Genomic DNA, 248 nt, shown 5'->3' with positions numbered 1-248 from the left:
CTGTTCCACAGTATCTTGTTCACTTACAGGTACATGTCTAACAGCTGTGTGAAGGAAGTCTTCAACAATTGCAGCTTCGTTGTAGGTTAAATAGTACGACGTTACTTGGTCGATGAGGTCTGGAGATGCGGATACCTTTTCTCCTAATTTAGGAGCCAATTTATCTAATCTGTGATTGATAATGAATTGAAATGATTTTAAAGGGTTTGCTAGTTTAATTGCTTCAATTAATGAGATCATGATTAATG

1 protein-coding gene is annotated in these 248 nt (G+C 36.3%); it reads right to left on the bottom strand.

Going from position 1 to position 248, the window contains the following annotated elements:
• A partial coding sequence (locus AOA61_RS31720; protein WP_218197306.1) for a hypothetical protein occupies positions 1-248 on the bottom strand: 248 nt, incomplete at both ends.

The sequence above is a fragment of the Pseudomonas sp. 2995-1 genome, assembly GCF_002742505.1.
Classification (GTDB): Bacteria; Pseudomonadota; Gammaproteobacteria; order Pseudomonadales; family Pseudomonadaceae; genus Aquipseudomonas; species Aquipseudomonas sivasensis.
This window is presented reverse-complemented; position numbering and strand designations above follow the sequence as displayed.